The 26205-nt window shown below is 45.8% G+C and carries 29 protein-coding genes; 10 read left to right on the forward strand and 19 right to left on the reverse strand.

What is annotated here, in order from left to right; genetic code table 11:
* Positions 1-10: 10 nt before the first annotated feature.
* From QUB04_RS02900 to QUB04_RS02945, 10 genes are all read right to left on the reverse strand, one after another.
* Positions 11-316: a DUF5615 family PIN-like protein gene (locus tag QUB04_RS02900; RefSeq protein WP_333280734.1), complete on the reverse strand. Its 306-nt coding sequence runs from the start codon at positions 314-316 to the stop codon at positions 11-13.
* The gene (locus QUB04_RS02905; RefSeq protein WP_333280738.1) at positions 313-573 is read right to left on the reverse strand and encodes a DUF433 domain-containing protein; all 261 of its coding nucleotides are present in this window, start codon (positions 571-573) and stop codon (positions 313-315) included. The genes QUB04_RS02900 and QUB04_RS02905 overlap by 4 nt, the downstream gene beginning before the upstream one ends.
* A 319-nt stretch (positions 574-892) precedes the next feature.
* On the reverse strand, positions 893-1738 hold the full coding sequence (locus tag QUB04_RS02910) for a DUF1822 family protein (RefSeq protein ID WP_333280741.1): 846 nt from the start codon (positions 1736-1738) through the stop codon (positions 893-895).
* Positions 1738-2646: a hypothetical protein gene (locus QUB04_RS02915; protein ID WP_333280744.1), complete on the reverse strand. Its 909-nt coding sequence runs from the start codon at positions 2644-2646 to the stop codon at positions 1738-1740. Before QUB04_RS02915 ends, QUB04_RS02910 begins: the two co-directional genes overlap by 1 nt.
* A gap of 290 nt (positions 2647-2936) precedes the next feature.
* Positions 2937-4211: a hypothetical protein gene (locus QUB04_RS02920; protein WP_333280746.1), complete on the reverse strand. Its 1275-nt coding sequence runs from the start codon at positions 4209-4211 to the stop codon at positions 2937-2939.
* A gap of 218 nt (positions 4212-4429) precedes the next feature.
* Complete coding sequence (locus QUB04_RS02925) at positions 4430-5149, reverse strand: hypothetical protein (protein WP_333280748.1); 720 nt, start codon at positions 5147-5149, stop codon at positions 4430-4432.
* A 150-nt stretch (positions 5150-5299) separates the two neighbouring features.
* A complete protein-coding gene (locus QUB04_RS02930; RefSeq protein ID WP_333280752.1) occupies positions 5300-5509 on the reverse strand; it encodes a CsbD family protein in 210 nt (69 codons plus the stop codon).
* 198 nt (positions 5510-5707) lie between these two features.
* Positions 5708-6535: a PHP domain-containing protein gene (locus QUB04_RS02935; protein WP_333280754.1), complete on the reverse strand. Its 828-nt coding sequence runs from the start codon at positions 6533-6535 to the stop codon at positions 5708-5710.
* Positions 6536-6756: 221 nt separating this feature from the next.
* Entirely contained in the window at positions 6757-7038 is a 282-nt protein-coding gene (locus QUB04_RS02940; RefSeq protein WP_190740781.1) for a hypothetical protein, read from the reverse strand.
* A 38-nt stretch (positions 7039-7076) separates the two neighbouring features.
* Positions 7077-7355 carry a hypothetical protein gene (locus tag QUB04_RS02945; RefSeq protein ID WP_333280758.1) on the reverse strand — a complete coding sequence of 93 codons (279 nt, stop codon included), beginning with the start codon at positions 7353-7355 and terminating at the stop codon, positions 7077-7079.
* Positions 7356-7509: 154 nt separating this feature from the next.
* Between QUB04_RS02945 and QUB04_RS02950 the strand changes: the two genes are divergently transcribed.
* Positions 7510-7836 (forward strand): hypothetical protein, encoded by a 327-nt coding sequence (locus QUB04_RS02950; RefSeq protein WP_333280761.1) that lies wholly within the window; start codon positions 7510-7512, stop codon positions 7834-7836.
* A gap of 148 nt (positions 7837-7984) precedes the next feature.
* On the opposite strand, the gene QUB04_RS02955 is transcribed toward QUB04_RS02950, so the two are convergent.
* Positions 7985-8452 (reverse strand): hypothetical protein, encoded by a 468-nt coding sequence (locus QUB04_RS02955; protein ID WP_333142392.1) that lies wholly within the window; start codon positions 8450-8452, stop codon positions 7985-7987.
* A 55-nt stretch (positions 8453-8507) separates the two neighbouring features.
* Between QUB04_RS02955 and QUB04_RS02960 the strand changes: the two genes are divergently transcribed.
* The 4 genes from QUB04_RS02960 to QUB04_RS02975 all read left to right on the forward strand — a co-directional run bounded on the left by QUB04_RS02960 (position 8508) and on the right by QUB04_RS02975 (position 11352).
* A complete protein-coding gene (locus QUB04_RS02960) occupies positions 8508-9128 on the forward strand; it encodes a histidine phosphatase family protein (protein WP_333280764.1) in 621 nt (206 codons plus the stop codon).
* Between the two features lie 161 nt (positions 9129-9289).
* Entirely contained in the window at positions 9290-10069 is a 780-nt protein-coding gene (locus QUB04_RS02965) for a HipA family kinase (RefSeq protein WP_333280767.1), read from the forward strand.
* 33 nt (positions 10070-10102) lie between these two features.
* Positions 10103-10930, forward strand: coding sequence for a DUF3037 domain-containing protein (locus tag QUB04_RS02970; protein ID WP_333280770.1), 828 nt, complete (start codon positions 10103-10105; stop codon positions 10928-10930).
* Between the two features lie 44 nt (positions 10931-10974).
* A complete protein-coding gene (locus QUB04_RS02975; protein WP_333280772.1) occupies positions 10975-11352 on the forward strand; it encodes a VOC family protein in 378 nt (125 codons plus the stop codon).
* Positions 11353-11534: 182 nt separating this feature from the next.
* Here QUB04_RS02975 and QUB04_RS02980 read toward each other — a convergent pair whose 3' ends face one another.
* Both QUB04_RS02980 and QUB04_RS02985 read right to left on the reverse strand, forming a co-directional pair.
* The gene (locus QUB04_RS02980) at positions 11535-11825 is read right to left on the reverse strand and encodes a hypothetical protein (protein ID WP_333280775.1); all 291 of its coding nucleotides are present in this window, start codon (positions 11823-11825) and stop codon (positions 11535-11537) included.
* Positions 11826-11867: 42 nt separating this feature from the next.
* Entirely contained in the window at positions 11868-12539 is a 672-nt protein-coding gene (locus tag QUB04_RS02985; RefSeq protein ID WP_333280779.1) for a phosphoribosyltransferase family protein, read from the reverse strand.
* A 168-nt stretch (positions 12540-12707) separates the two neighbouring features.
* Here QUB04_RS02985 and QUB04_RS02990 point away from each other — a divergent pair, with 168 nt between their 5' ends.
* The 3 genes from QUB04_RS02990 to QUB04_RS03000 all read left to right on the forward strand — a co-directional run bounded on the left by QUB04_RS02990 (position 12708) and on the right by QUB04_RS03000 (position 15796).
* Positions 12708-13394, forward strand: coding sequence for a uracil-DNA glycosylase (locus tag QUB04_RS02990; protein ID WP_333142384.1), 687 nt, complete (start codon positions 12708-12710; stop codon positions 13392-13394).
* 223 nt (positions 13395-13617) lie between these two features.
* Positions 13618-14886, forward strand: a complete 1269-nt coding sequence (locus QUB04_RS02995) for a DNA methyltransferase (RefSeq protein ID WP_333280784.1) — start codon at positions 13618-13620, stop codon at positions 14884-14886.
* On the forward strand, positions 14879-15796 hold the full coding sequence (locus QUB04_RS03000; RefSeq protein WP_333280788.1) for a Bpu10I family restriction endonuclease: 918 nt from the start codon (positions 14879-14881) through the stop codon (positions 15794-15796). Before QUB04_RS02995 ends, QUB04_RS03000 begins: the two co-directional genes overlap by 8 nt.
* Before the next feature lie 31 nt (positions 15797-15827).
* Here the strand turns inward: QUB04_RS03000 and QUB04_RS03005 are convergent, their stop codons facing one another.
* From QUB04_RS03005 to tyrS, 3 genes are all read right to left on the reverse strand, one after another.
* Positions 15828-16412: a hypothetical protein gene (locus QUB04_RS03005; RefSeq protein WP_333280792.1), complete on the reverse strand. Its 585-nt coding sequence runs from the start codon at positions 16410-16412 to the stop codon at positions 15828-15830.
* A gap of 166 nt (positions 16413-16578) precedes the next feature.
* Entirely contained in the window at positions 16579-17289 is a 711-nt protein-coding gene (gene pyrF, locus QUB04_RS03010; protein ID WP_333280796.1) for an orotidine-5'-phosphate decarboxylase, read from the reverse strand.
* A gap of 42 nt (positions 17290-17331) precedes the next feature.
* Entirely contained in the window at positions 17332-18564 is a 1233-nt protein-coding gene (gene tyrS, locus QUB04_RS03015; protein WP_333281015.1) for a tyrosine--tRNA ligase, read from the reverse strand.
* 307 nt (positions 18565-18871) lie between these two features.
* Here tyrS and QUB04_RS03020 point away from each other — a divergent pair, with 307 nt between their 5' ends.
* Entirely contained in the window at positions 18872-20791 is a 1920-nt protein-coding gene (locus QUB04_RS03020) for a transglycosylase domain-containing protein (RefSeq protein ID WP_333280799.1), read from the forward strand.
* A gap of 751 nt (positions 20792-21542) precedes the next feature.
* Here the strand turns inward: QUB04_RS03020 and QUB04_RS03025 are convergent.
* Positions 21543-21866, reverse strand: a complete 324-nt coding sequence (locus tag QUB04_RS03025) for a DUF1825 family protein (protein WP_190661255.1) — start codon at positions 21864-21866, stop codon at positions 21543-21545.
* A gap of 150 nt (positions 21867-22016) precedes the next feature.
* Between QUB04_RS03025 and QUB04_RS03030 the strand changes: the two genes are divergently transcribed.
* The gene (locus tag QUB04_RS03030) at positions 22017-22244 is read left to right on the forward strand and encodes a hypothetical protein (RefSeq protein WP_333280802.1); all 228 of its coding nucleotides are present in this window, start codon (positions 22017-22019) and stop codon (positions 22242-22244) included.
* A 61-nt stretch (positions 22245-22305) separates the two neighbouring features.
* On the opposite strand, the gene lepB is transcribed toward QUB04_RS03030, so the two are convergent.
* Positions 22306-22899, reverse strand: coding sequence for a signal peptidase I (gene lepB / locus QUB04_RS03035; protein ID WP_333146532.1), 594 nt, complete (start codon positions 22897-22899; stop codon positions 22306-22308).
* 324 nt (positions 22900-23223) lie between these two features.
* Positions 23224-25701 carry an ATP-dependent Clp protease ATP-binding subunit gene (locus QUB04_RS03040; protein ID WP_333280805.1) on the reverse strand — a complete coding sequence of 826 codons (2478 nt, stop codon included), beginning with the start codon at positions 25699-25701 and terminating at the stop codon, positions 23224-23226.
* Positions 25702-26205 lie beyond the last annotated feature (504 nt).

Raw genomic sequence — 26205 nt, forward strand, 5'->3', positions numbered from 1 at the left:
TGGGAATTTTTTAGTCAGATTCATCTTCCGATATTGCTTGATATTCCAAAAGCTGTTCCCCTCGAATAATCCACAATTTACCCGCAACTTCTGCCGCATCCAATCCGCGAATTAATATATTGTAGCGGAGGCGATTGCCAAACCCCCTATCCAAAGTCACCAAACATCTACCTTCCCTCCGACAGATATCAATTAACAATCCATCCGCCGTTGAAGTCAAACTTTGTTCCCGTACAGTCGCAACATCGTGGCCCGCAAAACGTAACAGCGAAACAACGCGAATGCTGCCCAAATTTTCATCAAGTTTTAACTTCACCCTGCAACTACCTTTGTTTCACCAACAGGAATTTCGACATAACAATCTCTTGCCAACTCAGCCGCATAAGCAATACAAGCCAAAATATCTTCTCGTTCAATTCCCGGATATTCCTCAAGCAATTCTTCCACAGTCATGCCGCTAGCGAGAAAGTCAAGAATCAGAGAAACCCAAATGCGATGGCCTCGAATACAAGGTTTGCCAAAGCAGATATTCGAGTCGATTGAGATGCGAGACAGTAAATTATTTTGAGTCATATCTGTTCAATGAGATATTTTCCATTGATTCATTGTAATGAATTTTAGGGTTGATTTGTGGGTGCCCCGAAATCGGGTTTAAGATTTTCAGATATTGTAGGGGCGGGTTCACCAACCATCTCCGGTAAAAACCCACAATCTCGAAAACCCGCCCCCACCCCATGTAAAAATCCCAAAAACCAAATATTTTGACGGTATTTCGATATTGATGGCGGGGATGGGGCGGGTTTATGAGATTGTCGATTTGTATCAGATATTGTTGGTGAACCCGCCCCTACGAATCATGGTAATTTATCCAGATTTATGGGATGTTGCAGGTTTATGACAAGGCAAAATCATCACCATCTCCCCAAATCTCAGCTAATTTCTTCATCCACTTTTTAGCAATCCGATTCAGTTTCGCTTCCACTTTCGTATCAATATCTGAAGATTGATAACCAGATAAAGATGTCTCTTTATTTCCCAAACCTCCACTGCTAGAACCACTTCCCGCTAAAGCCTTCCCCCCTTCATATCCCCAGTCCGATTTCTCACTACTGCGATAAACTTGATTCAAAATTGCCACAATTTCAGGAATAGATTTGTTTTGCAAATTCTCCCGAACTCGTGCTTGTACGGGGTCATCTCCTGCGAAATCAGATAGCAACTCTTCAATTTCACCTTGCAACAGCGGAATTGCCAACTCAATCCGATCCAAATAATCCAACAATTCCTCAACAGGTTGGAGATTAGTGAGAGAAATCTCTTCAGTTTCATCCACAATTTCCACAGCCGGAATAAACCCCAAAAGTTTTACTTTATCGAAAGGTTCTGCAAACCCAACAGCGATATAAGCAATGCGATTTTCCCGCACTTCCGGTAGAGAAATCGCCGATTCTCCAAGCATAACCGGACAGCATTCAATCTTGCCCATCCCCGGCAAAACCAAATCGGCAACATCCAAAACCGCCCGCATTGCTGGATTCCAACTATCACCGCCCTCAATATCGGTTTCCAGTTCCATCCATTCCAAAAAATAGTTAACCGCCCAAACCGCCAGGGTATTGAAATAAACCCGCTTGCCTTTTTGCGGATTAGCTTGCTCTGAAGCAAATTGCAGAGCCAAATTGCGGGCAGTTTGCTCCAGAGGAATTTCTAACAAATAAGTATCCATGCTATTCACCATTATTCCTCCGGTTGATATCCAAACTTAAGTGCAATCTCTTTGACGAGAGGCAAACCTGTTCTTTTCCAGTGAGACTTGAAAGTTTGATAGTTAATGTTTAACTCTTTGGCAATTACAGAAAATTTATCGGGAGGGTCTTTCAACAGCAAGCGCCGTGCTAGTACCTGACAATTTGCCTCCGGTTTGTTATCGGGATAACTGTTTCGCAGTTTTCCATCCGGGTCATCTTCAATATACTGCCAAAGTTTGCGACCGATGCGCTGCTGATTTTTCGCTTGTTCTTCGTCAATTAGTTGCTCAATCCCTATTACCGTAGTATCATCAGCCACTCCTTCAGAATCAAATTCTTCACCTTGATTGCTCGCAATAGGAGCATCCAAACTAAAAGTAAAAGGCTGCCGTTCTAACTTGCGGTACTGGTCAAGAATTTTGAGTTTAATAATTTTATTAAACCGCTTAACCACTCTGGTTCGCAAGACATCATCAGCGATATTATCGAGGTCAATTCCCCGAAAAAATATCGGCAGCGTTTTGAAAAAACCCCCATAGGCCTCATTCACTGCTCCGTCAAAATCAATCTTAGCGTCGGGCTCGCGATATTTGCGACTTCCGGGCAAATGAGGAATGAGTTGGCACAATTGATTTTTGAGTCTTTCTTGTTTCTGACTCCCCTGTTGGGAATCTTTCAAAAGTTGTAGAAGCTGGCGTAACTCTTCGTCGGTGTTCACAGGCACGTTGGGATAGCATCGGGGTAATTCGATTATCCCAGAGAAAATAGCGCAGTAACGTGCCAGCAATAACAAAGTCAAGGAAATCGGCTTGAGTTCCCAATCCGGCCACAAGTTGAAGCTGGCGGCTACAGGAACTAAGCCTGGTAAGGGTTCGACGGGGGTATCATGTCTCGTCATAGTCCAGTTTTTTGGTGTTGATACATTGATGTCGCAGGTGTTGGCGAGTTTATGCAGATTCAGGGAAAATTTTTCCAGGCCTTTCGGTATACTCTTGTTCCGGCAGTCCGGCAAGGGTTGAAACCCCTGCCTCAAAGCGAAAGTCCTCTGAAGAGGACTGAAGAATTCATTAGTCCTTAGTCCTCTTTAGAGGACTTTCGCTATTAGCCAGGGAATTCATTCCCTGGCGGCCTTTCGCTATCAGCTAGGGGATGAATTCGCCGGAGCCCTTTCGGTACTCGCTATGGGAATTAATTCGCGCGTACTTTTTCAGAATACCGTTCTTCCCGCCACCGAGATTCAGCTTCCGCATACCGTCGTTCTGCGGCGGCGATTTCCTCCTCGTAATGCTTGATTTTGTTACCGTATTTGTGATTCAACCACTGGATGTCATGGGCGAAACTTTCCTTCAATTGTTCTTCTTTGGCTTGCACCCATTCAATCTTCAACTGAGCCATTTGCGACGGAGAGTAAGTACCGACGGGGGGCTCATACTGTTCGGCAACTTGAGCAACATCCTCTTTAAACTTAAAGTACCGCTGTTCCCGTTTCTCGTCCTGCTCTTTTTCGATTTGATGCTTTTCGGTCAAATACCAGCCGATTTGAAAGTCAGCTTCTACCATGTCCCAATTCTTCAAACGCCCGCTGGTATCGCCTTCGCTGACAAATTTTTCGCGACGCAGGTTTAAGGCTTGCTCATAGGCGAGTTCTCGCTGTTTCAGAGCAACTTCTTCGTCTATTCCGGCAATCTGATTTGCCTCCAATTCGGTGATTTCTTTAGGGAGACTATCTTCGTATTGCCCACTTAATGAGCGGGCGTGTCCCGGCATTTCAAAGGCATCATTTTGCAGGGAGGCGGCTCCCCATAACATTACCACCGGCAAACTCGCTGCGATCGCATTTAAGACAATTCCCCCCGGCAATCCCAACCCAATGACAATCCCCAGAGACATCGCATACTCCGTGCCGCTCAATCCTACGGCTAAACCGACATCGCTGAAGGGTAGTTTCTCCAAAAATTGACCTTCTACTTGTAGCACTAAGGCGGTTTGAGCTTCGTAATAAAGTGCGCCAAATTCATTTTTGGGGGGATGAGCTTGTTTTTGTTTTTGGATATCTTGCAATGCTTGCTGAGTGCTGTTTTTCTTGCGATGATGTTCCATGATTTTCATCACTTTTTTATCGGCCACCACCCCCGCTGCACCGCCGATGAACAAACTTGCTGGAATGCTCATACTTCCCATGCCGGAAGTCAATATTCGCGCTCCCGCACTGAAGGTAATCGCACTGATTAACCCTACCAAAATATTGACTATTTTCTTGGTTTCCGGGTTGGGGTGGCGCTTTGCTAAAGGGGTTAAGTCGTTAATTCGTGTTTTGGCTTTTTCTCCTTCTGCGTATCGTTTTTCCCGCTGACTCATTTGGGATTTGATTTGTTCGGGGAGTAGGGCTGTTAATTCTTGGTGCAGGTATTGCCATGCTACGATGCTGGCGGCCGAATTGTGGTTATGATTGGTAGAAGTCATTGGTTTTACCTCGATTTTTGAGCTTGATAAGATAGTGTCGCTTCAGGTTGAAGGTTTAGGCAGAATTCGGAAAAGAAAGTTCGGCAACGGATTCTGTAACGGATTTAAGGGATGTACCTAAACTGTTTTGGCTGTTATTGTAGATACAGGAAATCCCTGGTTCGTAGTGAGGACTTTAGTCCTCAAAATAAGGACTAAAGTCCTTACTACGAACCTAATTAATTTGATTTAGGTGTCATTTTTCGGGCTTTGGTAAAGGCTGCATCAATGCAAGGTGTCATCGATCGCCTAACTGCATCTTCATCTTTGCCTTCGTCTAAAACACAAATACTCGCTTGGCCGCTCAATTGCTTACTCAAGTCTTCGTATAATTGACCTTGCGGCACGATAAAAGAGATAACTACTCCCTGTTTTTCGATGCCTTCAACTAGGGTTTTGACTCGACTAAAATCGATGCCTCTTTCCCCTTGACGCGGCTCAAAATCATTTGCTACAATGGTGAATACCCCCGGATGTTTGTTAGTTTTATGCTGTTCTTCAATTGCAGTTGTCCCGCGTTCCAGCAAGGCAACTAGAGAAGTTCCGGGTTGTTTGTTGGTGAGCGATCGCCCATTTTTTTGACATTCCCCCATCAAGGTTAAAGTGTTAGCAATTGAGATGGGTTGGCTGACGACGGCCCGATCGGCAAACGGAATGCTAACAGCGGTATCTCCCGGTTTATAATGTTGGCTGCTGAGTTGACAGTGCGTTTGTCGCTGCAAGGTGTAGCGATCGGCTGAAAGCGAGTTATCGTCAGCGCGGTAGTGTACGATGGGTTGAGTGGCGAGTTCTGGGTAAATGAAAGCTGCAAGGGCGATCGAGCTTGCACCCACAGCAGCTACAATCGCAGGAGACTTGTACCAAACTTTCTCAGTTTCAGTTGTAAAATCAATCATCATAGGGACTTCTCCATTGCGCTTTTGAAGAGATGTCGCAGGAGTCACCCAGTTTATGCACATTCCCAAAATAAATCATATCAAACCCTATTGATAGCCAAGGATTTGATATGAAGCGAATACTCTTCGCCAGGATTTGGTATAACGCAGTTTCTACAATTTGTCGATCGACCTTTTGGCTTTATTCGTCAGATTTTTTACAGCATCTTTAGCATCTTCTGCTGCGTGGCGGGCGGAGGCTTCCGCTTGCTTGGCTTTGCCTTCAACCTGGTCTTTTCTGTTGCCCGTGATACTACCGAAAATTTCCTGAGCTTTGCCTTCTAAATTTTTGCCGATCGCCTTAGCCCTGTCTTCTGCACTCATAATAAGCTCCGTTTGGCAAGTTGCTATAGTAACATTGTAAAATTAACTCGGCTGCAATTGCCTTTAACTTCATATTAATTTATATTCTGCTTGACCTCGGTCTTCTTCTGATGATTTACTTCCGGCAAACTCGTGACTCAAAAAGCCAAAGATTTTTTTGTGACAACTGTATACATCCGCAAAATTCGTCCTAAAAAACTATTTCAAACTCGCCGCCGCCACTTTAATCGGTTCTAGTAATTCTAACGGCAAATGCAGCATATTCAATTGGGTGCTATCTGCTGCTTTCCTTTCAGGATCTGGACCGTGATAATCGCTGCCACCAGTTGCCAGCAAACCGTAATGAAGGCACAAATCTTTCAACTTTTGGATTTGGCTAGAACTATGGGTGGGATGGTATACTTCAACTCCCATTAAACCCGCATCTACTAATTCTTGTAAGACTTCCTCAACAGCGCCACCGCGAAATAAATAAGGGTGAGCCCAAACTGGTACTGCGCCGCAACTCTTCAGTAAATCGATGCCTTCGACGATCGAGAATTTCTCGTAATGCACATAAGCCGGGCCGTCATCTCCCAGCCAGCGATCGAATGCTTCCCGCGATGATTTCGCGTGACCGGCTTTTACCAGCGCGCTAGCAATGTGAGGCCTTCCCGGTGCCATTCCTGGGGATGTTTTTGGCAGTTCGATCGCGTATCCCATTGCTGCTAATTTTTCGACCATTTCCTGCGATCGCCGAAACCTCCCTTCGAGGCGATCGTTCAAAGGAACGCGCAACTTATTTGCATCGGGATAAAAACCTAAAATGTGCAGCGAACGGCCGTTGTGAACTGTACTGAGTTCGAGTCCGGGGACTATTTCGATACCGTACAAAGCAGCGGCGGCGAAGGCTTCATCCCAACCCGACATCGTATCGTGATCCGTGACAGCCAAGGCGCGAACCCCCGAAGACGCGGCGGCGGCTACGAGTTCGGCAGGGGTGAGAGTGCCGTCGGAATAAGTAGTGTGACAGTGGAGTTCTAGCATTTTTTTCGGTAAGTTAAAGTCTGCGTAACCAGCAATTATTCCCCTCACTCACGCGACATAATATATCGTCCCTGCGCTCGACAAGTTTTTGGGTTATTTCAATCTGTTAGCTGTAATAAGTTGTCGCGCCTTTAATTGGGACATTTCTGTTTATTAAAAGCTGGCATGGGGTGGGCATCTTGCCCGCCTTTTTAGTTGAATTTAGATGCAGAACAGCTTAGCTATTTCTTGATTTCTCGCATTGGGTACAGGACACCCTCTGGCAATTTGGGAGGAACCGGCGATATTTCAATACTTTGTATGTTGTGAACTGGGATAACTACCAGTTTATCTGCCAATTCGAGAATTACCGGGTCTGCTGTCAACATTTTGTGCAGGCGAGTCCCTAAAGTTGCTTGCTCTCCTACTGTTCCCTCTGGCGCAATGAACTGGAAGTGTTGCTGTTTGCCGTTGGTATAGTGGATTGTCAGATTGATAATTCCTTCTTGGTTGGTTGCTTGCATAATTTTTTTCCCTAACAGTCGATCGGGACTTCGCAAAATTAACAATAAATCAAAACTGGCGATCGCACCACCGTTGCAAAGCTCGTTGGAAAGCTTTTTACAAAACCCGGCTGTCGGTAGGAAAGTCCGGCTACTGCTAATTTTACCACAAAAACTGTACTGAAACTCGCCAATTTACCAAGTATACAATTGGCAGTCGCGCTGTCTTTGCTCCTTAATGCGCGAGCTCCTTCGCCAGCAATATTTGGTTGATCGGGCTTTCTTGTATGCCAGTTGGCAAAGTGGCTCAATTTAGCCTCTGTAGCGACTTGACTCAAAGCGGTCTCAAGTCTTACAGCAGAGGCCTTTGAGCGCTTTGGGTGTCAAGGTTTTTCGAGGTGGGAACTGTGGAGGTTAGGATAGTGGCATTCTGCTGTCACTGCCGTAGAGGATTTTTTTATAAATTAATAACATAACATTCAGGTACAGCTTATGAAATCCACACTTTGTTTTCCCGAAACTTCTCTTCACTCTAACGCAGTCACTGTTAATAATAATGCTATTGACTCTTGTATCCTTGCAGCTTGGATTGACTTAGTAGGAGGAGATTTTGAGAGCTTGGGAGGAGATGATTGGCTTCCCTTGTGCGGCGACATTGATGACGGCGAAATTTACCGGGAATGGTTTTTGTGGCAAGACAGCGAAGTAACTCAAGAGTGGGAAGCTTACGATCCAATTACTAATTATCGAGTTGTGGCACCTAGCCGAGAAATGATGATTAGTAAAATCGACCAAATAGAAGATGCCAGAAAAATTTAGTTGAGCGGGAGAAGGTTAAATCTTGATTTTCAACTATCATAAAAATTCTGTTAACAAACCCGGTTTCTCCCAACCACATTAAAGAAACCGGGTTTTTCAGACCAAAACTCTAGGTGTGGGTTGAGTTTCACTGGTTGAACATAATAATTTATGTCGCTACTGCTTTTTGTTTTTCTCGTTCTAATTTGCGCTGCTTCAAGGCGGCCAGATTTTGTTTAATCGTGTCGATCGCAAATCCAGCCCCCTGCTGTTGGTATAATTCGCTGGCACGGATCAAATCTGCAACAGCCTCGTCATCCGATCGCAAATTTGCAAAAGCCAATGCACGATTGTGGTAAGCTTCTGCCAAAGTTGAAACTTGTTCTACAGCGCTGGTAAATTTATCTTTGGCTTTGCGGTACTTTCCTGACTGATAAGCCTCAATTCCTTGTTGGAAATAAACAGAAGCTTTACTGCCGCTGTCGGTATCTGGAAATTCTGGGTAAGTTAAAATTGGTTCTTTAAAGAGTACAGAAATGCTGCCCTTGCCGAAGTAAGCCCAAGTCATTGTTCCAAACCCAATCCCCAGCACGAGGGCAATAATGACAGACAGAGCAATAAAATTGGTGAGTTCCATAGAGCAATATTTGTTGTATTATAATATGATAAGTTAATTCCTAACTTCTGCACGAATGGCTGCGCGGATTTACCTCAACTGGAAATGGTTTTTCGGCTCGCTAGCTTTAGTATTGTCGATCGGCTTAATGATTGCAACTGCAAGTTCTGACGCAGCAACCAACGCGCAAACTCAAGCAGGGTGGCAATTGTTGCAGCGGGGTGAGACGGGGTTGGTGGTAGCAATGCGACACGCGATCGCCCCAGGTACCGGCGATCCTGCTAAGTTTAAGTTGGGCGACTGTTCCACCCAGCGCAATTTATCAGCACAAGGAAGAACCCAAGCCCAGCAAATTGGAGCCGAATTTGGCAATCGCAACATCAAAGTTGCCAGAGTTTTATCGAGTCAGTGGTGCCGATGTTTGGAAACAGCAAAATTGATAAATTTAGGCAAAGTCGAACCGTTCCCAGCACTGAACTCGTTCTTTAGGGACAGCAGCAAAGAAGCCAGCCAAACAGCGGCAATTCGCAAATTAATTGTGGACAACCGCAACACTAAAGGCGCGATTATTATGGTAACTCATCAAGTAAATATTACCGCTATCACTGATATTGTACCGCAAAGTGGCGAAGCTGTGATTCTCAAAGGAGCTCCACAAGGTAAAATCCAAATACTCGGACGAATTGGAGGATTTTAAGAAGGTATAGCAATCCTTGCCGAATTCATGAGTTCTTTCTTTCCTATTCCTTTGCGTTCTTCGCAGCACGATAAAATATTTTGTTGACAAATCATTAATTTTTGGTATATAAAGTGATAATGTATAAACTTTCAGCAGATTGATGACTGCGAAATATTATTGTGAGCGATCGTGCAGAAACTAAGCAAGAGAAAAGAAAAAGGTGGAAAGACTCTTTAGAAGCAGGAATCGATAGATGTGAAGATCCTATAATTATCATTACCTTTCGTTCAGGATGGGATTCTGCGGCTCGTCCAGTTTTAGCACGCGGTATTGATAAGCGCGAATATGTCATTAAGGGGCAACAAGCTGGGCGTCAAATCGTCAACGATCAGGTGGTAGCAAGACTCGGTATGGCAATCGGAGCACCTGTGGGAGAACCTTGTATTGTGGAAATTTCTGAGGAACTAATTGCTGAAGATTCTAGATTTTCCTATTTGACTCCTGGGACGGCTCATGCTACGCTTTACATACCTAAATGTTCTTCCCAAAGAGAAGAAATCAACTACACAAACCAGCCAGAAAACCGCGAAAGGTTTGCTTTGCTAATTTTGTTGTACGGATGGGTATATGCTAATGACTATCAATTCATCTATCAAAATGCTCGCCCCAATTTAGTTTACTCTGTAGATCACGGCCATTTTTTTCCAGGCGGCCCAGAGTGGAAGCAGCGCGACTTGCTCGAAGCTGCTAGTGCTGAGATAAACCCCCGCTTTGTTTCTAATTGTAAACTAAAGCTAGAGGAGATTCGCCAAGGACTTCCGCTTCTCGATGCTGTCAGCGAAGAAACCATTATTCAAGCTGTGGCTGCTCCACCCAGCGAATGGGGACTTACAATTGACGAGCGTGTTACCCTGGTAGAGTATCTTGTTAAAAGAAGACAGGATTTACTGGCGCTCTGATAGGCACGCTCGTCCGACAAAAAAACTGAAACAATGGCAAGTAAGTATAGTATCGTTCAATACGTTCCCAATCCAATTGCTAACGAACGGATTAATATTGGCGTTGTTGCTTTCAACGAAGAACAGGTGCGCGTCCAGTTTCTCACAAACTGGGAGCGGGTGCGGCATTTTGGCATGGAAGATGTTACTTTCTTGAAAGAGTTTGCTCAGCGAATGTCCCAAGCCGCTGACTCTGGGTTAATTTTTCCCGGGGATAATCGAGATGCTCCTTATCAGGAACGTTTAAATAAAATTGCCCGTGATTGGCTCTCGGGTATTCAGTGGACAGAACCTCGCGGCTCGTTGGAGGATGTGGATAGTTTACTAGAAGATATTGCTAGTAATTTTTTGGTGGATTTGAATTCTCAAAAACCTCATAGGCGCGACCGCGAAGCTGCTGCTAGATTAACCACTGCTAAATTCAGAAATGTTTTTAAACAGTATGTGAAAAATGATGCGAAAAAACTCCTAAAAACAAGTTATTCAGTGCAGGGTATTCATATGGAGCACAAGTTTGATGCGGTTGTTGCGAATGGGCGACCTTACTTGGCAGCACACGCTATATCATTTGAGGTGAAGATACCCGAACACCTGCAAAACTCTTTGTCTTGGATGATTACTGATGTAAAACAGTTTCAGCCTGATTTTCCTATTGCAATTGTGGCGCTACAGCCCAAAAAAGACGTTGACAACTATCAAAAACTTGAGCAAACTTATCAGCAAGCTACCTCGACGTACTCAGAACTTGGTGCTAAAATTCTGGCAGAAGATGATGTTGAAAATTGGGTGCTAGAAAGACTTGAGAAGGCTAATCTCTTGTAAATATAAAGCGATTTTCCCTTACCAATTACCCATTATCAATTTATATGAGTTTCCAATACAGCGCCGCCCTAGTGACTTTAGCAGACATTGATAAAGAAGTTCTCGTTAAATTTTACACAAAATTTCTCGACATAGAACCAAACCCTTATATTCCCAATACTTATGCTGAATTTCAACTCCCAGGCTTAAGACTCGGCATATTCAAACCCAAAGATTCCCACAAATCGGAATTTGCAAATCGAGCAAAAACAGGCATGAGTTTGTGTTTGGAAGTCAGCGATATCGAAACTGCGATCGCCCGAATTTGGGCTTTAGGTTATCCGCCCAGCGGAGAAATTATCAAAGCTTCTCACGGTTTAGAAATCTATGCCTTCGATCCTGCCGGGAACCGCATAATTTTACATCAACCCATGCGAATCTAGGATAATGGCTAATGATTTGTGAACTCTCGATCTTCTCTTCTCTTCCTTAGCGTCTTCGCGGTTCGTTCAAAAAAACATCTAGTTCACAACCCGCTGAGGATTGCTATATAAGTTATGCAATTGCTTCACCACCTCCGCAATCACATTGTCAAACCCGCCTCTACAACTCAAAACAGCCTTAACTACCTAATCAGTTCAGCAAAACTATAAAAACTGATAATTAATAACAGCAAGGCTGTCAGGTGAGTTAGCTGAAATTGAGGCTGCGGGCCGATGGATTCCCGCACCAAAATTGAAAAAGACGAACCAATTATATAACTCAAAGACAGCGTTAAATACTGCCACTGCAAGGTTACACTCCACAGCCCCAGCAACATCATCGCCAAAGTCAACATTACCAACTCAACAAAGCGAGGCGGATTGTGCTGAGTAGACAGAATCAAAGTGTCCAACCAATATTGCCAAGGTCTCATGTTTTAGCGATCGAGCTTTTGGATTTAGTTTTCTAGCTTAACCTACGATCGCCATTCTGTTTGTTGCTGCAAACACCTTAAAGCCTCCGCAGTCTCAACCTGCGGAAATTGCCCATAAAAGCGACTGACACTGTAAAAAGGGTGAGGAGTCTTCAGGACGATCAACTTATCGCCCATTCCGGCCAAAAATCCTATCAACTCTGCCGGGCCGACAGGCGCGCAAATCCACAAAGCCGCCGGTTGCTGCGACTGCAAAGCCTTAGCCGCCACAGCCATCGTCATCCCTGTAGCAATGCCGTCATCTACCAAAATCGCCAAAGCCCCAGCCGCGCTGACATTTGGGCGTCCAGGAGACAAATCTGCCAGCAGAGATTGAGCATTATTTTGAGCCACGGGCAATGCTGATTTTTGCAAGCGTAAATTGTGCTGCTTTTGCTTTTCCCAGAGGACGTGACCATCAGCAGTTGCAGCCCCGATCGCCAGTTCTAAATTATCTGGGCGAGTAATTTTCTTGGCAACAACCACATCCAAAGGACAGCCCAAGCGACGGGCAATCGGCACAGCAACGGGCAAACCCCCGCGTGGCAAGGCGTAAACAATCGGTTTCACAGCCTCCTGTGCGGTTAAATTCAACTTGCCGAGCTCGCCCACAACTGCCTCGGCCAGTTTTTCGCCTGCATCGGCGCGATCGTCAAAAAACGGGTTAGACAACATATTTTTGCCTGTACGAGCTCAACCAAACAATTGGAGATTGTGCGAGTGTTAATTGGAGATTGTGCGATCGACAACATCGCACGCAAGCTTCTAGCCAATCTCAAATCACCAAACCCGATCTAAACTATAAACTCTAGACTCAAAAAAATCTCCCTAATTGTAAAATGTATGTCCAGCGACTTGCAACTCAGCCTTTTTGACAACAATCAAAGTGCCACTTTCCAAACAGACTCAATACCAGCAAATGCCAAAATTCCCATTCCTCCCGGCACTTATCAAAATATGGAACAAATCGGCGAGCACTGCAACCGCTGCTACCGCTGCGAATTGGGCAACAGCCGCACTCACGCCGTCATCGGGCGCGGCAATCCTCAAGCCTCAATTTTGATTGTGGGAGAAGCGCCCGGACAAAACGAAGATGAAACCGGATTGCCCTTCGTCGGGCGATCGGGCAAACTGTTAGATAAGATTTTAGAATCCGTGGGATTGAGTGCAGAAACCGACGTATTCATTGCCAACGTCATCAAATGTCGCCCTCCCAACAACCGCCCTCCGACAGCCAAAGAAATCGAAGCTTGCAAACCATACTTGCTCGAACAAATCCGCATCTTAGACCCCAAAATTATTTTATTAACTGGTGCAACAGCCCTCAAAGGTTTGTTAAGCGACAAGCGCCCCATTAGTAAAATTAGAGGTCAGTGGATTGAATGGGAAAATCGTTTGTGTATGCCCATTTTTCACCCGTCGTACTTGTTGCGAAACCCCTCCCGCGAACCGGAAACTCCGAAATGGTTTATGTGGCAAGATATGCAGGCTATCAAGGCTAAATTGGATGAATTCAAAGAGCAATTATAATCAATTTTTCTTGTTGATTTGTAGGCGGGTTTGAGGCACAATCTCGGATTTTTACCCACAATCTTAAAACCCGCCCCCACCCACCGAAAAATTATAATTAATTTTCATGTGTAATTTGTAGGGGGCTGGTTTCACCAACAATCTCTGATTTTTACCTGCCATCTACAAAACAAGTTCCCGCTTTCCATTCATAAATTTACGCCCCGTAGTAAAAATCCGAATTATGGTTGTCTCTAGTATTTTTAGTGAAACTCCTATCAATAGACAAGAAATTCCTCAAGAACTATTAGACATTGAAGATAAACAACGTACTAATCCACTTCCTTGGAAAGGGCAATTTTCCCCCCAGTTCGTCGAAACTTTAATTGAGAAATATGCCAATAAAAATAGTGTGATTTTCGATCCATTTTTAGGTAGTGGAACAGTTTTATATGAGGCAGGAAGATTCGGACTGGAAGCCTGCGGAACCGAAATCAATCCAGCAGCTTTAATCCTAGCTAACACTTATAAATTTATCACTCTTTCACCAATAAAGCGTGAAAAATGTATCAATTGTTTTCTCACTCAACTAAAAACCGAGATATGGGAGAGAATGCCACTCTTCCAAACAATACAAAAAGAAATTACACCTAATGATTTAATAGATAAAATTGTAGAGGTAGCCGTTGATGATGAAGAAAAATTCCTTAATATTCTACATGAAGTATTAGTGATATTGCTAGACTTAGAAAACAAAAAACTTACCAAATCAAGAGTTTTTACACTGGCGGAAAATATCGCTACTTTTGTCCTTAAACTACCCTATAGTAAAAAGCCGATAAATGCCTACAATGCCGATGCAAGAAACGTTCCCTTACAAAACTCCAGCGTCAATCTTGTGATTACCTCCCCCCCTTATATCAATGTATTTAACTATCATCAGCAGTATCGCGGTTCTACAGAAGCACTAAACTGGAAAATTTTAGAGGTGGCAAAATCCGAGTTTGGTTCTAATCGCAAGCATAGAAGTAATAGATTTCTAACTGTTATTCAATATTGCTTAGACATCGCCTATACTTTGCAAGAATTGTTAAGAATATGCAGCCATAACAGTAGAATAATATTTGTAGTAGGTAAAGAATCAAATATTAGAGGAACGCCTTTTTTTAACGGGGAGTTAGTTGCAGAAGTGGCTCGTCAAGTATTGGGGATTAGCTTAGATATCCGTCAAGAAAGAAGTTTTGTAAATCGTTATGGAAAACTTATCAAAGAAGATATACTACACTTTACAAAAAGAGAAGATTTACAGTATTATTTTGCCATACATCAAGCCAGAACTCTTTCTATAGAAGCTTTAATATCTGCTTATTCCGTAGCGAATGAACAAGTAAAATATGAAATCAAGGATGCTATCGATAAGGCGGCCACAGTACAGCCCTCACCTTATTTCGATCGGCAGCGTTCACGGAAAACCATTGAAATACTCAACTCAAAAGCAGAAAATTATGTTTAATTTAGCTCAACCACATGGGGACAAACTAGCAGCATTACTTGATAACGTGAAATTACCTCCTACAGATAAACGGCGTGTTAATCAAGCAATCGAATACTACAAAAAATGGTTGGAAACGCTTAACAACATCAGGGGGGATGATCTGAAAGTTGTTCCAGAGATGGTATCCCATCTAACCTCCTATAAGCGATACATTGACGTTGAACTAATTTTTGACAATGACAATGATTTTTTGTACCGTCAAAAAGGGCAATTAAAACTTGACAACTCAATTATTGAAGAATTTATACCTATCTTAGTTACAACCGTCTTTGCAGATTCATTAAAGGACAAAGAATTATCCTTTGGCCCAACACAGTGTTTTTCATCCCTACGATTTGAGTCAAGTTTAAAACTCAGTCCAAAAGGCGGTGGGATGAGTATTCGAGCCAAGGATCAAGATTTTGCGATTAGTAGAAAAATATTTCTAAAAGCCTCTCATAACCAAGATTTTAAGGAGGCTACCTCCCGCGAGGCAAATATTGCTTATGTTGCGGCTGAGTGTAAAACAAATCTTGATAAAACCATGTTTCAAGAGGGCGCAGCAACTGCCCTGGATGTAAAATTGAGTGTACCAGGAGCCAAGTATTTCTTGCTATGTGAGTGGCTTGATATGTCGCCGATTAGCTCATCACTCACAGCTATTGATGAGATACTAATTTTGAGAAAAGCAAAACGCTTATCGTCTAATATAAGAAGTGCTTTTAGTACGGTAGAGGGAAGAAAGAAAAATAAAGATTATTTTGTCAACCATCTCGATAACAACCCCTTTGCACCGGAAGTTTTTATGAGATTTTTAAATGAGATTGAAGGGATGATTGGTAAAGATGAACTAGACGAAGATGACGTGCTGTCAAGAGGCTATTTTTAAGTGTAAAAAAAATCATCGGAACCAGCGAAAGTTATGGCTTTGCCTGACAATCGCGCAACCACAAACGAATAGCCTCAGCAATTTCGCTTTTCTCCCCCTCTGGCCGCAACAACGGACGAACATCCGCCGCAGTACCAAACCTAGAAACAATTTTTACTAATTCCCATCCGTTCTCCGTTTTAGTTAAAAATAACCAATGATATTGCTGAATTTCTACTCGTTTTCCCCCGCGATACTGCCGTTCCAAAGTAGTAATGAAAACTTGACTGGCATTTTCAGGAAGCGCATCTTCAAAATTTAAAGGTAACGGTTCAAACTCCGGGCGGCCGGCTAAAATTATTTGAGGCAGCGCGTAACCGGGCGGTGTGTTTTTGTTAGGAGAAAAGTGCGATCGCACAATTACGCGATTAGCATAACTCGGCAAATCTTGCAACAGGCGATCGACCAAAGTTTCTAAATCAGCCGGACAGGGCGATCGGGCTAACAAATCATACCGACTGGCATTAATACGGTTAGCATGATTTGTACCAAAATTAACTGCCCAAGTCGGAGTTGCAACCGCAGATATCAGCAGATAAACACAGATGAACGCAGATAAAATTCCATTGGCATTCATCGGCGTTTATCGGCGGTTAAAACTGAGATGTTGCACCATTCTCAATAAGCCTTTTATGAACAGGCAAGATGCCTGTTCCACAAAGAGTGAATTTTCTTGTGGAACAGGCATCTTGCCTGTTCTTGAGAATGGTGCAAGATGTGAGTTAAAAACAACATTCATATTGTTATTCAATCTCTTCACAAATACGTGCAAAAGCCGCCGCCGGATCATCTGCAGCAGTAATCGGCCGCCCAATCACCAGATAATCCGCACCCGCTTTCAAAGCAGCCTTCGGAGTCATCGCTCGCTTTTGATCGCCTCCATCGGCCCATTTCGGACGCACACCGGGACAAACTAACACAAAATCATCCCCGCAACTCATTCTTAACTGTTCCACCTCTTGCGGAGAACAAACAGCACCAGCTAAACCCGTTTCCTTAGCCAACAATGCCATGTGCAAAGCAAATTCTGGCAACTCCAAAGGTATTTTCAACTCAAAAGCCAACTGTCGCGAATTCAAACTCGTTAACAGAGTAATTGCAATCAACTTAGGAGTCGGTCGATCGACAGCCGCCGCCCCTTCAGTCAAAGCCAACTGTGCCGCCTTCAAAGCATCTTTACCACAAGTAGAATGGATCGTCAATAAATCCACATTATACTTAGCAGCCACCCGACAAGCGCCAGCCACAGTATTCGGAATATCGTGAAACTTCAAATCCAGAAAAATCCGCTTTTCCCGCTGTTTTAAAATTTCCAAAATCCCCGGCCCGGAACTCACAAACAGTTCCAAACCCACTTTCCAGAAAGATACATCAGGCAGTTTGTCCAGAAGTGCGATCGCCTCTTCTTGACTCGAAACATCCAAAGCAACAATAATTCGATTATCAGCGTTCATCAGCGTTCATCTTCAGTATTCATCTGCGGTTAAAAAAGAGATTCAAGACACCAATCGCACAAACTTATTCTTCCCAACCTGCAAAACCTTACCGCATAAATCAGCCGGTGATTCAAAAGTAAGATTAACATCAGAAACCCGATCGCCCTCCAACTTCACCCCACCGCCCTGCATCAATTTCCGCGCATCACCGCTACTTTTACAAAGCCCGCTAGCACTGAGAATATAAAACAACTTAGCCGGAAACTGGACGTTTGCCAAAGAAAACACCGCCACAGCATCAGCTTGTCCCGCAGCACCTTTAACCAGCGCAATTGCATCTTGTTGTGCGCGTTCCGCTGCTTCCTTCCCCCGATACTGGCGCACCACATCCAAAGCCAAAAGTTTCTGTTTTTCTCGCGGATTTTCTGGCAATTCATCAAGTGGCAAATCTGTCAATAGTTCAAAATATTGGGCTATCGAACTATCAGCAATTTTCTCCAACTTAGAATACATCGTCAGCGGGTCTTCCGACAAACCCACATAATTGTTCAAAGACTTCGACATCTTCTGCACCCCGTCAGTCCCGATCAAAATCGGCATCAGCAAACCAAACTGCGGTTTCATCCCAAAATGCCGCTGCAAATCTCTCCCCACCGCAATATTAAACTTTTGGTCGGTTCCGCCCAACTCAACATCCGCTTCCAAAGCCACCGAATCGTAACCCTGCATTAGTGGGTACAGAAACTCGTGCAGGAAAATCGCATTTTCCTGCTGCATCCTGTTATCAAATCCCTCTTTAGCGAGCATCTGCTGCACCGTCATCGTGCCTAGCAGTTCCAAAATCTTCGCCATGTCCAATTTTGACAACCACTCGGAGTTATAGCGAATTTCCAAACGTCCGGGCGTGTCAAAATCTAGAATCGGACGCACTTGGTCTAAATAAGTCTTGGCATTTTCCGCCACTTGTTCGGCCGTCAACTGGCTTCGCATCTCGGACTTTCCTGTCGGATCGCCAATTCTTGCGGTAAAATCTCCGATGACCAGTACCGCTGTGTGACCGGCATCCTGAAAAGCCCGCAGCTTGCGGAAGCAAATGCTGTGTCCCAAGTGAATGTCCGCCCCTGTGGCGTCAATTCCCAGTTTGACGCGCAAGGGTCGATCGACTGTTGCCAGCAGTTGGGCTAAATTTTCGTCAGGGTTGCTAGAATCAGGTCGATCTGGAAAAATCTCGCTGACGCCGCGGTAAAGCGCTGAAAGGTTAGGAGTTATCATCGGGGAGCGATCGTCCATCATATTTTGCCAAAGTGCAGCAGAATTAGTTACACTCACTGGTTGACGCATAAAAACATAACTATCAAGCTACTATAATCCCAAAGCTGACCGGCTTTCATTAGCTGACCCCGCCCAAAAACGGATACCAGCCCCCGACAACAGTCGAGGAGATCCCCAAATTTTAGACTCTTGTTCAAACTCCCAGATTCATCTGTGGAATAAATCTAAAATCTAAAATCTAAAATCTAAAATCGACTGACAGTCTCTAGGGTTCGCATCTAAAATTAAAAGTCTTAAACCCCAAATCGAGTGAGGAAGTGAAATCCACGTGTCAACCAACGCAGTCCGCAATAACACGGAAAACTCAGCCCCCGTATTCGAGTTTGTTCAGTCAGTCAGTAAAGTGACCGCCGGAACCATACTCAGCATGACAATGCTTGCCAGTTCCGTAGTCGCTGGTGGACTGGTTGGCTTAGCGATCAGCTTCCGCAATTTGCCAGATGTTCGGATCTTGCAAACCTACTCTCCCACAGAAACTACCCACATTTACGACATCAACGGCAAGCCCCTAGCCAGCATCCACGATGAAGCCAACCGGGATGTCGTACCCCTTGACCAAATCTCCCCGAACCTGAAACGAGCTGTTCTGGCGATCGAAGATAGCAACTTTTTCACCCACAAAGGTATCAACCCCGGCGGGATAGCCCGAGCTCTCATAGTCAACCTAGAGAAAGGTAGAACCGTTGAAGGCGGCTCGACTATGACTATGCAGCTAGTCAAGAACCTGTTTCTATCTCCCCAGTCAAAATTTAGTCGCAAAGTAGCTGAAGCGGTAATGTCTATCCGCTTGGAGCAAATTCTCAACAAAGACCAAATTCTGCAACTATACCTGAATCAAATCTACTTAGGTCACAACTTGTACGGCGTAGAGACAGCCTCTCGAAGCTATTTCAACAAATCAGCAAGTAATTTGACTCTTGCAGAAGCAGCGATGCTGGCCGGCTTAATTTCTGCCCCCGAAGAATACAGTCCTTTCGTCAATTACAAGTTGGCAAAAGAGCGGCAAACCCTCGTTTTAAACCGCATGAAGGATCTTAAATGGATTACGCCGGCCCAAGAGACTGCTGCCCGCAAGGAAAAAATTAAGCTAGGCAAAATTACCTCTTTTGGGGGCTCTCAAGTTCCTTACGTAACACAAGCCGTAGTCCAGGAACTGACGAGGCGTTTCGGGCGAGATGCCGTGGTTAAGGGAGGAATGCGCGTTCAAACCACGATCGACCTCAAAATGCAGCGCATAGCCGAAGAAACCGTCAAAGCCTGGCACAATCGGCTTTACTACCAAGGGCTGTTTTACGATCGCGAGGAAGGTCAAATTGCCCTAGCAGCCGTAGATCCCCGCACCCACTTCGTCAAAGCAATGGTGGGCGGCGTCGATTACGAAAAGAGTCAGTTCAACCGCGCCATTCAAGCACGTCGCCAGCCCGGATCTGCTTTTAAACCTTTTATCTACTACGCTGCCTTTGCTAGTGGCAAATACGGCCCGGATTCAGTTGTCTACGACTCCCCTGTCGGCTACCGCGACGGCGACGGCTACTACTACCCTCAAAACTACGGTGGCGGCTTCTCCGGTGCCGTCAGCATCCGCAGAGCTTTGGAAGTATCTCTGAACATTCCCGCCGTCAAGCTTGGCCAAGAAGTCGGATTGAATAAAGTGATTGAGATTTGCCGCGTGCTCGGCATCAGAAGTCCGATGGAACCGGTGATTTCTTTGCCATTGGGTGCCGTTGACCTCACTCCTTTAGAAATGGCCGGCTCTTTTGCTACCTTCGCCAACAACGGCTGGCATTCTGACACCACGTTTATCGTGCAAGTCACTGACAGCAGCGGCAATGTCTTGCTCGACAATACGCCCAAACCCAAATTAGTTCTCAATTCCTGGGCGGCGGCATCTGTCAACAGCGCCCTGCAAGGGGTAATTACCAGCGGAACGGCAAGGGCGGCTCAAATTGGCCGGCCGGCTGCGGGGAAAACTGGTACAACTTCCTCTGAACGGGATATCTGGTTTGTGGGTTACGTGCCGCAGTTGTCGGTGGCTGTTTGGATGGGCAACGACAATTATAGACCGATGAGCTACGGTGCTACTGGCGGTGGGATTGTCGCCCCTGTTTGGCGGGATTTTATGAGCCAAGCTTTGGAAGGCGTTCCCGCAGAAAGTTTCAAACCTGCTTCATCTTTTGAGCGGCCTTAATTATCAGTCAGTTGTCAGTTGTCAGTTGACTGTTGGCAGTTGGCAGTTGGTGTTTGACAGTTGACAATTGACAGTTGGCAGTTGACTGTTGGCAGTTGACCGAAGAACGAGCCCGCCGGGCCCCTGGCTTTAGACACGGGGATAAGTCGGTAGCGGTTTCAACCGCCTTCAGTTTTTGATATAATTCAAACAGCAAGTAAGAATAACCATCTACGCGAAGAATCATCAAGCGTGCGGAGAAATCCCGGCAACGGAGACATCCGCCTTTGATGCGGAATACTTAAAGGGCGAATAATGGCAGGGTGAGGAGCGTACCTATCTGGCTCGTGCGATGGACTCTGAAAGTAAGAAAAACTCTAAAAGTAAGCGCAATTGCAATATCTTTGATACGGGTATTGTTTTGAGCGTCTAGGGGGACTTTTGCCTGTCCCTTCCAAGTTTAGCTTGGAGAATCCCCAGGCTTGGGCCGTGGGGAGTGTCAAAATTACCCATTATTTCTCCTCTGACCGAAAGAATCCAGGATACAAGCCCCCGGATTCATTCCGAAAGCAGACTCAGGACCCAGAAATAAAAAACCTGTATCAGATGAAACTTGCCCCCCGAATTTATGCGTGGGGTCAATGCTTCAATTCTTTAATCTAAAATCTAAAATCTAAAATCGATTGACTTCTGGCTTCTGGCTCACACTCGATAATTAATCCGTGTATCCGTGTCAAAATCCGTGTTGTGCCTTCCTTCTTCCTTCTGCTCACTAGGATTGTTTTTCCAGCTCAGATTTCATCCGCTCCAGCGTTGAGTTCATTTGATCAAACATCTGCTGGGGCGTGATCCCAAATTGATTGAGCTGTGTTTTTAACTGCTCTACAGTCATCTGAGCCATGAAGTCTTCAGAAAGCTCAAAGCGCTTCATAAAAATACGGTAGCGCTCCATCATCGATTCCATCTGAGCGATGAACATTTTCTTGCCTTCGCGATCGAATTTGCCGTAATTGCCACCTAGTTTGATGAGAGATTGATAGTCTTCAAACAACAGCTTGGCTTCTTGCTGAACAATTTCTGAATCAAAAAATCCCATAGCTTTCCTAATTTTTTAATATTCTACTAATTTTGATCTAGGCGAGAAATCCCGCTGCTTTTTCTACTATTTTATCAGTTGCCGGAGGAAGTCCCTACCCCTTAAGGCGCAAGAATAAGTAGAAATTTCCGTACAGGATAAGGCATGAGAATGGGGCATTGGGCATTGGGCATCGGGCATCGGGCATTGGGCATCGGGCATCGGGCATCGGGCATTGGGCATTGGGCATTGGGCATTGGGCATTGGGCATTGGGCATCGGGCATCGGGCATCGGGCATCGGGCATTGGGCATTGGGCATTGGGCATCGGGCATTGGGCATTGGGCATTGGGCATTGGGCATCGGGCATTGGTTATTGGTTATTGGTTATTCAAACTAACAACCAACCAATAACCAATAACTAATGACTGATGACTGATGACTAATGACTAATGACTTCTTCAAACTTCCCCGATGCGTTCTAGAGGCCAAAACCGCACTACAGCGCGGCCGATGATATTCTGCTTAGGTAAAAATCCCCACCTGCTGGAGTCGTTGCTGTTGTTGCGGTTGTCTCCCATCACAAAGTATTCATTTTCTGGGACGCGATAAGGCCCCCACTGGTATTTAGGAGGTTCGGCAATATATTTTTCGACGAGGGGTTTGTCGTTGAGATAAACTAAACCTTTTTTAACGGCGACGGTTTGACCCGGTAAGCCAATTACCCGCTTGATGAATGCTTGGTCTTGGGTAAAGCCTTGTTCTTGCAACTTTTCGGGCGGGGCAAATACTACGATGTCGCCAGTTTTGGGAGGTTCGAGGTAGTAGGAGATTTTTTCGACTACGACGCGATCGCCCACGTGCAAAGTGGGTACCATAGAATCTGAGGGTATGTAGCGCGGTTCGGCGACCAACGCTCGAATCACTATTGCTAAACTCAAAGCAATAATCACTATCTGAAGATTTTCTCGCTGTGACTTCCACGCTTTCTGCCACCAGGTTTCAGGCGGATTTTCTGCTACTTCTGTACCCAAATTCTTTTTTTCAGATGTCATTTATTTCTCCACTATATAGTTCTTGCTAATTATCTAATTGCCCTTGAAGTAGCTCGCTCTAATTAAACGTAAAACTTTGTTGGGGTATTCAGAAACCCGGAAGGGCGAACACGGCGGCGCCGTCCTACAGAAACCGAGTCGATCGGTCTCCTATTTTTTGAGACGAAGATACTTAGAAAAGTAAGCGTACATTGTGTTGATATTAACTCATAAAAAAGGCAGAGAACTAAGATTCTCTACCTTTTTTATTTGAGGATTTTGAGTTGTTTGCGATTACGAGATTGGTTATTTCAAAACTTAACTCGCGATCGCACTTACTCAAACTTACTCAACGCCTTGGGGCAGCAATTCCCGCTTTTGACCTTGCAGCACCTTAACAATTCCGTCCTCACCCACATCAACAACAGCGGTGTCGCCGTCTTTGATGCGGCCAGAAAGGATTTCCTCAGCCAAACTGTCTTCCAGCAAGCGCATAATGGCGCGGCGCAGGGGTCTGGCTCCGTAGCTGGGGTTGTAGCCTTCTTCGACCAGCCGTTCTTTGAATTTTTCGGTCACTTCCAGGGTGATTCCCTGTTCTGTCAAACGACCGAACACTTCTTTGAGCATAATGACGGCGATTTCCTTGACTTCTTCCCTGTTCAACTGGCGGAAGACGATAATTTCGTCGAGTCGGTTGAGGAATTCGGGGCGGAAGTAGTTTTTGAGTTCTTCGTTAACCAAAGAACGAATGCGGTTGTAATTAGCATCGGCTTGGTTGTCGCTGAACTCGAAACCGAGGCCGCCGCCGCCTTTTTCAATCACCTTAGAACCGATGTTGGAGGTCATAATCAGCAGCGTGTTTTTGAAGTCCACGGTGCGACCTTTGGCATCTGTTAAGCGGCCGTCTTCCAATATTTGCAACAGCATATTGAAGACATCGGGGTGGGCTTTTTCGATTTCGTCGAACAGCACGACGGTGTAAGGACGGCGACGGACTGCTTCTGTGAGTTGGCCGCCTTCGTTGTAGCCGACGTACCCCGGAGGAGAACCGATGAGTTTGGAGACGGTGTGACGTTCCATGTACTCCGACATATCCAACCGAATCATCGCATCTTCGGAACCGAAGAAGTAGCCGGCTAGGGCTTTGGTGAGTTCGGTTTTGCCGACGCCGGTAGGCCCGGAGAAGATGAAACTGGCGATCGGGCGATTGGGATTTTTCAAGCCGACGCGAGCGCGACGGATGGCGCGGGAAACGGCTTTCACTGCTTCTTCCTGGCCGATCAAGCGCTGGTGCAAGGTATCTTCCATGTGCAGCAGCTTTTCGGATTCGGATTCGGTCAGTTTGTTTACCGGTACGCCCGTCCAGCTTGCCACGATTTGAGCGATATCTTCTTCGGTGACAACTGGCGATGGGTCGGTTTCGCCGGTGCGGGCCGAGTCGGTTTTTTTGGCTTGGGAAATAGCGCGAATTTCGGCTTTGATGGTCATTTCCCGATCGCGCAATTCGCCGGCTTTGTCAAAGTCTTGAGAACGCACCGCTTCGTCTTTATCTTTGAGGACTTGGCGGAGTTCTTTGTCAAGTTCTTTGGCTGCGGGGGGCAGTTGGGAGTTGATCAGGCGAACTCTAGAACCTGCTTCGTCTACCAAGTCAATTGCTTTGTCTGGGAGGAAGCGATCGGAGATGTATCGGTGAGAGAGTTTGGCTGCGGCTTCCAAGGCCGTGTCCAAGATTTTCAGCTTGTGGTGCTGTTCGTAGCGTTCCCGCAGACCGAAGAGAATCTCGATCGTCTCGTCAACCGTGGGTTCGCCGACCATGACGGGCTGGAAGCGCCGTTCTAGGGCTGCATCGCGCTCGATGTGCTTGCGGTACTCGTCGAGGGTGGTAGCGCCGATACACTGGAGCTCGCCTCTTGCCAAAGCCGGCTTGAGAATGTTCGCTGCGTCGATCGCGCCTTCAGCCGCACCTGCACCGATCAAAGTGTGTACTTCGTCAATCACCAAAATCACGTTACCCGCTGTGCGGATTTCGTCCATGATTTTTTTGAGGCGTTCTTCAAATTCGCCCCGGTATTTCGTCCCCGCAACCAGCAAGCCGATGTCGAGGGTAACGACGCGCTTTTCTTCGAGGATGTCTGGGATGTCGTTGTTAGCGATGCGCTGGGCCAGGCCTTCGGCGATCGCGGTTTTACCGACTCCGGGTTCGCCGATGAGCACCGGGTTATTTTTGGTGCGGCGACCGAGGATTTGAATTACCCGTTCGATTTCTTTTTGGCGTCCGACTACTGGGTCTAGTTTGCCATCGACCGCCATTTGAGTCAGGTTGGCGCCGAATTCATCCAGGGTTGGGGTTTTGGTGCGGGCACCGCCGCCAGTGGCTGCGACTTCTGCGGTTTCTCCCAGCATCCGAATCACTTGGGTGCGGACTTTCGACAAGTCTACTCCCAGGTTTTCTAAGACTCTGGCCGCTACTCCTTCACCTTCGCGGATCAGGCCCAGCAGCAGGTGTTCAGTACCTATATAGTTGTGTCCGAGTTGGCGAGCTTCTTCTAGGGATAGTTCTAGAACCCGCTTGGCGCGGGGAGTGAACGGAATTTCGACTGCTACGAAGCCGGAACCGCGCCCGATGATTTTTTCCACTTCAATGCGCGCGTCTTTTAGGTTGACGCCCATTGATTTGAGGACTTTTGCTGCAACCCCGGTTCCTTCTCCGATCAGACCCAGGAGGATCTGTTCTGTCCCTACGAAGTTGTGACCCAGGCGGCGAGCTTCTTCCTGGGCCAACATGATTACTTTTATTGCTTTTTCTGTGAAGCGTTCAAACATGATTTATTCCCATCACCTGCTGCTATGTGCCCGTTTCGAGGTCACGCTCGCACAACGAGCGTTTGTGTTCGAGTGTTAACTCGTACTGCTTATTCTAGCGCGACACTCCCAACCTATCTGCCGCACTCGGCTGCGGTTGCAGATTCCAGGCTCATGTTGCAGGATGGCTTTCAACTGGGAAGACCCAAATGGTGGCTGACCTACAACCTCCCCTAGACTGCAAGAAGATTGCTCTTCTCGGCCCGTGCCCAACCTACGACTGCGTATTGATGGATTCTAGCACAATCTTTTTGGCTGTCATGTAGGCGCAAAAGTGATAATTCTCGAAGTAAAGGCCGGGTTTTGCACAAAACTTATTAGTTAGATGGGCGATCGATCCCCTAAACTCACCATTAAGCGGCAGGCCATCTCCCGAATATGTTGGTTTGGGATGGCGACAGCGAGCTGGGCTTTCTTCATCTAAAATTTTGCCCCCGATTCGTTGAAGATTTGGGTATTCTTCCT

The organism is Microcoleus sp. D2_18a_B4 (assembly GCF_036702475.1).
Classification (GTDB): Bacteria; Cyanobacteriota; Cyanobacteriia; order Cyanobacteriales; family Microcoleaceae; genus Microcoleus.